The sequence below is a fragment of the Nostoc sp. genome (assembly GCF_041747015.1).
Lineage (GTDB): Bacteria > Cyanobacteriota > Cyanobacteriia > Cyanobacteriales > Nostocaceae > Nostoc.
Genome location: NZ_JBGTFY010000364.1, coordinates 1 through 5,525 on the forward strand (window position 1 = coordinate 1; position 5,525 = coordinate 5,525).

General features: G+C 42.9%; 9 protein-coding genes. 8 read left to right on the top strand and 1 reads right to left on the bottom strand.

Features of this window, described 5'->3' with window-relative positions; all coding sequences use genetic code 11:
• The 8 genes from ACEW80_RS29030 to ACEW80_RS29065 form a co-directional block, all read left to right on the top strand.
• The coding region (locus ACEW80_RS29030) for a hypothetical protein (protein WP_373529926.1) at positions 1–181 on the top strand (181 nt) is incomplete at its 5' end.
• A gap of 2 nt (positions 182–183) precedes the next feature.
• Positions 184–399, top strand: coding sequence for a hypothetical protein (locus ACEW80_RS29035; protein ID WP_373529927.1), 216 nt, complete (start codon positions 184–186; stop codon positions 397–399).
• On the top strand, positions 396–632 hold the full coding sequence (locus ACEW80_RS29040; RefSeq protein WP_373529928.1) for a hypothetical protein: 237 nt from the start codon (positions 396–398) through the stop codon (positions 630–632). Before ACEW80_RS29035 ends, ACEW80_RS29040 begins: the two co-directional genes overlap by 4 nt.
• A gap of 304 nt (positions 633–936) precedes the next feature.
• The gene (locus ACEW80_RS29045; RefSeq protein WP_373529929.1) at positions 937–1,380 is read left to right on the top strand and encodes a hypothetical protein; all 444 of its coding nucleotides are present in this window, start codon (positions 937–939) and stop codon (positions 1,378–1,380) included.
• Positions 1,381–1,388: 8 nt separating this feature from the next.
• Positions 1,389–2,060 (top strand): hypothetical protein, encoded by a 672-nt coding sequence (locus ACEW80_RS29050; RefSeq protein ID WP_373529930.1) that lies wholly within the window; start codon positions 1,389–1,391, stop codon positions 2,058–2,060.
• Between the two features lie 72 nt (positions 2,061–2,132).
• Entirely contained in the window at positions 2,133–2,711 is a 579-nt protein-coding gene (locus tag ACEW80_RS29055) for a hypothetical protein (RefSeq protein ID WP_373529931.1), read from the top strand.
• Positions 2,708–4,531: a hypothetical protein gene (locus ACEW80_RS29060; protein WP_373529932.1), complete on the top strand. Its 1,824-nt coding sequence runs from the start codon at positions 2,708–2,710 to the stop codon at positions 4,529–4,531. The genes ACEW80_RS29055 and ACEW80_RS29060 overlap by 4 nt, the downstream gene beginning before the upstream one ends.
• Before the next feature lie 18 nt (positions 4,532–4,549).
• Positions 4,550–4,717, top strand: coding sequence for a hypothetical protein (locus ACEW80_RS29065; RefSeq protein WP_373529933.1), 168 nt, complete (start codon positions 4,550–4,552; stop codon positions 4,715–4,717).
• A gap of 122 nt (positions 4,718–4,839) precedes the next feature.
• Here the strand turns inward: ACEW80_RS29065 and ACEW80_RS29070 are convergent.
• The coding region (locus ACEW80_RS29070; protein WP_373529934.1) for a hypothetical protein at positions 4,840–5,525 on the bottom strand (686 nt) is incomplete at its 5' end.

Consider the following 5,525-nt stretch of genomic DNA (forward strand, 5'->3'; position numbering starts at 1 on the left):
CCCATTACTAAAAAAGCTTGCACAACAAATGAACTTAGACGATTACGGGGAGGTGATTAACTTCCTACTTTTAGAATTCCAGCGAAATGGGTACAACTTCCAAACTGAACAACCGACTGATTCTAAGCTCCAACAACAAGATGAAAAAGATTTAGTTAACAATCTCGCTGCAATGTTCTAACCATGAAAATCAACAAAACACTTGGATTCTCTGTTGCTGCCCTTGGCTTTCTAGCCCTTGGCTATTTCGGAGTCCAATACTTCGGTAAAAACAATATGTTCACCATTGCCGCAGCTGTCGGGGGTGGAGGTGCAATCAGCTATGTACTTCAAAAACCGAACCAGCCAGAAGCCCCAACCGCACCAATCAAAACCCAAAGGAGAAGAAACAAGTCATGAGCGACCAAGACACCGTGCAGACACAGCCAAGCCTAACAACAACCGAAATCATGACCATCATCCTGGGTTGCGAACAGATTCTAAGGTTTGTGCAAGTATCCCCAAATTACAAACAAATCGAAGCCTCCGAAAGGTTCAGCACATCGAATGACCTAAAAATAGGTGATGCAGTGCAAGCCTTGATGGAGATTCACGAAGCAATCCTAAATATCGAGTTTTATTCGCAAGTTTGAGGGACAAACAAATGCTTTCAATGACAGCCTTACAGCGTAATCATTTGTATCAATTCCGTGGTCAACAACTGCGCTACAGCCATCGCTCTAATTGTGGAGTCAATGCCCCTTTTATTTTCAATGACTCGAAAGGCAGAAGAAAAGAATTAAGTCAAAACCAAGTGCAGAGGGAGGTTTTTGAATTAAATGAGTTTTGTGAGAACTGATGATGAAGCGATTGCACCGACGACCAATCATTGCAATCGCCTCACTAGGGGACGTATCTCTCGCCGCAAAAACGAAAGTACATAAGGATCTTAACAGCATGGCACTCGATTACAAAAATCCCAACGATTGGGGCAAATCACCTCTGACTGACTCCGCCCTAAGAAAGCAGCAATTCAAAGTAGAAAATCCTGAACAGTGGGCATCAATGATTGAGGCTGATATTGAGGCACTTGACACGCCGCTAGATGAAAGTGAAAATTATCCACCCTTTACCGGGACGGAATTTCTAGCGACTCATGAAACCATCGATGATCATCCATACTCTGCTGCATTTGGTCAATTCTTGGGTAATGGGATTGACGCTGACATTGCAAATACTTTGGCGTTTGGCTCTAACCGATTTGATTTAATTTCTGATGATTTTGACGACCCCATAAGGCAATTAGCAGCGAGAATTTATAACCGATTTGAAGAGATGGGGTACTGGGATGAAGTGCCCCAAGAGCCGATAAATATCGACTACGACAACATACCTTATTAGGAGAATAAATGGCACGTAATTTTGGAGCAGCAAAACTCAAAAACCATATTCCCAACAGTGCCCCCGGTACTTTAGGAGCAATGGGGAGACTGTTTGATGTGTCGGCTGAAGAGTTCAACAAAGCCCTCCTTGGCGACCAAACGGTAATCACCAAAATTGCAGACATGGCGCGACTGTCTGACACCGCTAAGGCTAATCTGCCTAAAGCTTTGGAAGCATATCGGAAGATTATTGAAACAACTGGGGATGTTAACCTTGCCTATGCCGAACTGGTGCAATTGACCCAGAAGCACGGAACGCAAACCCTGAAAGCTATCAACACTAGTAAGACAGGAGAGCAGCGTTTCAAAAATGAGATGTCCGAGATGCAGGCGGAACACGTCAACGCTACCACTGCGGAGGCCACCCGTCACGCGCAGCGCTCATCCTTGATTCAGATATCTGGGGCCACAGCAGACCTTATGGCGATCGCAAAATATGAGGCTGATTTAATCAAAGCTTCTAACAAGCTGCCTGAGACACAAGACGCGGCGGATCGCGCTTATGAAACTGCGGTTACTAGCGCACTGTGGACTAATGGCAGTGAAGCGAAAACCGACCGCATACCAAAGCCTAATTACTCGCGCACTGCTGGCATTAGCCGAGTAGGGCAGTGGTTCCGCAACTTCATGGGCATTTAAGCCATAGGTAAGTCGAAAGCCAGTAGTGACGGAAAACACTGGCTTTTTCTGTTTCACCCAGGTTCGGTAAACATGAATGAAATTGATTCCCTATTATCGCAGTTCCAAAACACCAGTGAACAGTCCACACCGTTAATGTGGGGTGAAACTACTTCAGAAAAACCGACCCCAGAGAGCGAAGATGGCGAACGGCTAGAACAGTCCATTCGTGATGTCTTCAGTAACAAGCAACTGCTAAACAAAGCCCTAGCCACATTTCTGGGTGTGTTTACTGCTAATGCTGGAGTCAGCCTACTAACAAGTTTGGGAATAGGTGCCATTGCTTCTGGCACATTGGGCAGCATTGTACTGGGGCTATTCTTCGCCAATACCCTGACCAAGCTTCACTACGACGGACAAATCCACATTGACAAAGATTTTTTGGTAGCGACCGCCCAAACCGCAAGTGTAGGAGCTTCGCTGTGGATTGCCTTTGATGAATATAGGGCAGTGTCAGAAGCAACTAATACAGGTAAGACACGGTTCTATCAGGAGGTTAAAACCTACGAAGTTAAGCCAACTCCCAAGAGTGAAATACCTTGGGGCTTGATTGGGGTAGGTGCTTTTGTGTTGTTGGTGATTGCAGCAATCGTCAGGGGAACAAACCAATGAAACGCAAACAATTTGAAGAATACTTGCGTTCAGGAACAGCCAACAATATTACTGTGGGGCTGCTGGCAACCATTGGCTTAATTTGTGGGGCAAAGTCATTCACAGGCACTCAGATTAGTTTGGTTGAATATTGCTTCATCCCCTCAACGCTCACCAAGCCGGTTAACCGTCAAAGGTACTGCACTCCCAACAAGCGTTACATAATGCCAGAGTCGGAATTTTATGCTGAAGCTTATGCCCCAGCTAACCCAGAGTTTCAGCGTGATAACTTCCTGCCTACCAAAGCAACCCGCCTAAGAATAATCCCCCCAAGTAATGCTGAAAAACCTTGGTGGGGATTAGCTTCAGTGCTATTCGTTGGTGGAGCTTATGGGTTATCCAAAGCTAGGGAATGGCGATTAGTCCAACTAATGCCTTCAGTTAGGGAAGAAATTCGTAGCAATTGGTTAATTTCTAAACTTTGGTACGGGTTAAGGCTCCATAAGGAAGCATATAGCGCACAACTAGATTACGAATTTCACCAATGGACAGAGAATAGACGGGTAAGAACCGCGCAGTTGTCACAAATGACACCGCAAGAGTTAGCCATCTTTCAGGAACAAGTGAGATTAAGGGCAGAGGCAGAAGCACGGGTGCAACTGCAACAGGCAACGGGGCAGCCAGCCGCAGCATTACCAGGGCAATCAATGCAGGATATCGCCAGGGGTGACGATAAAGTAACTGGGGAACAACAGCAGGCGTTACAACAGAATACTGCTAGTAGCCTTCATCCATCAGAATCTCTTGCCCTGAATACTTTGCAAGCCCTAGCCAGAGCCGATAGTTCCACTGCTTTAGTCGCTGCACCAGGAAGTGGTAAATCGGTAACGCTCAATTACTTAATTCAGAAGATTTTGGCAGATTCACCTAATGCTGATATCTGGGTAATTAGTGCTAAGAATGATAGTTTCTGCGGTTTACGCGAGAAGGGGCGGGTAATTGTCTTTGATCAGGAAAACCCAGACCTAGCAAAAGTTGTAATTGACAACTTTTACACGGACTACAAAAAGCGTAAACAGCTACCAGAATCACAGCGCGAATCCTTACCGCCATTGATTCTAATTCTGGATGACTGGTTAGTGATTGCTGACCAATTGAGCAAGCATTACTCTGACTGGAATTATGGGGGTAAATTACTTGACGTTTTACTGATTGGTCGAGAGTTTAATACTAAGTTTATTGCCTCCCTACAGTCTTTTAATCTGGCAGCATTGGGTATTGAAAAGATGGATGCTCAAACTCGTCTCTGTCTCAATTTACTGCTCTTAGGTAACAGGTATATCAAGAATGGAAGGGAACAAGAATCTTATGGTGTACTGGAGTTGATTTTAAATAGAGGTGACATTATTCCAGGTAAGCAAGAGCGGGAGCAAATTAAATCTAAATATTTGGATATTAAAGCAGTCTCTTATAAAAACTTGCGCCCAGTTATGATTGCTTCCGTTGGTGGTTTTGTTGTAGCATTAATGCCTCTTTTATCTAATCAAGCCAAGCCGATTGTCGATGAGCAGGAATATCTAGATAGAGTATTTAACCTGGAATTTAATTTAAGTCAGACTCATCAAAACCACCCGAAGCCATTATCTGAAGTGGCTAAAAAGATTTATGAATACTTCCAGAATGTCAAGAATAAAACGCCAAAAACATTACGCGATTTGAAGAAGGCAGACAGGTTATCTGGTTATGAGGAGCAAGAATTAATTGATGGGTTAGCTGAATTAGTTAAGACTGAGAAGATAAATTCTGATGCTCCTGATAGCTACTCCCTGCCTGATTGGTGAAGGTATTGCCGTAATGCCGTGGTGATCAGAAGGTATGTTTTACGGGCTTTAATGGGTGTCTACGGCATCCGGCAGCAATCACGGCAATCCATACCCTGTATAGGTCGTAGCCTACGGCATAGTTACGGCATCTCGGATAACCACGGCAGAGACACCAATAACAAATCAGCTTTCCAATTAGCCTAAGTTTATTACAAGATTATCAAAACAATGCTGATACCATCGAAATTGCTCCAAATCAAACAGACGGACAGTTAGGTAATTAATTTTTTGGAATCCCTTAGAGCAGTGGCGGACACGCAACCTTATTACTCGATTGGAGGCAATTCTTCTGTTAAATTATTAAGAACGATATCAATATTTATCTCACATGAATAGTATTCACTTAAGTATTTTATAATAGAAGTTCCTGTGTGGAAACAAAAATCAGCGTCGATTCTCTGTACATTAGGGCTAATAGTTCCACCATGTCTTACACCAGGTTCACTATTTGCGTAGGCGTAAACTGTTTCCATTATGTCGAGAAATTGTTTAGACCACCTTTCGTCTCTTTTCATTTTGCTTATTCCCTTTCCTAAAGTGTTTTCTGTCGGGTGAATTGTTCTAACTATACTTTCAATTGCTGAGACAATTTCCTTGATTGAGTTTTCTGAATCAAAAGGATACTGAGTAAGAAAGAAATATGCTTTCTTATAATGTGTTATTGCTGGTTCAAAAGTATTCTTTAAATCTAATTCAACTTTCTCAATACTTTTTGTAAGAGCTTGAGGTACAAAACGTCTTAACTTGCTATCCTCATTAAGATGCCAACCAACTTGATGCTCTGCAAAAAAAATATTTAAATTATGTCGATAAACTTCAAAACCAAAACGATTAATCCATTCATCTTTAGATTCTTGAGTTTGGACTAATTGGCATTTAGCAGCAACGTATAGAAAGCAAGAAAAAGTTACCCAACTTCTTTTAAAGGCTGAGTTAAGTAGAATCGTTAAAA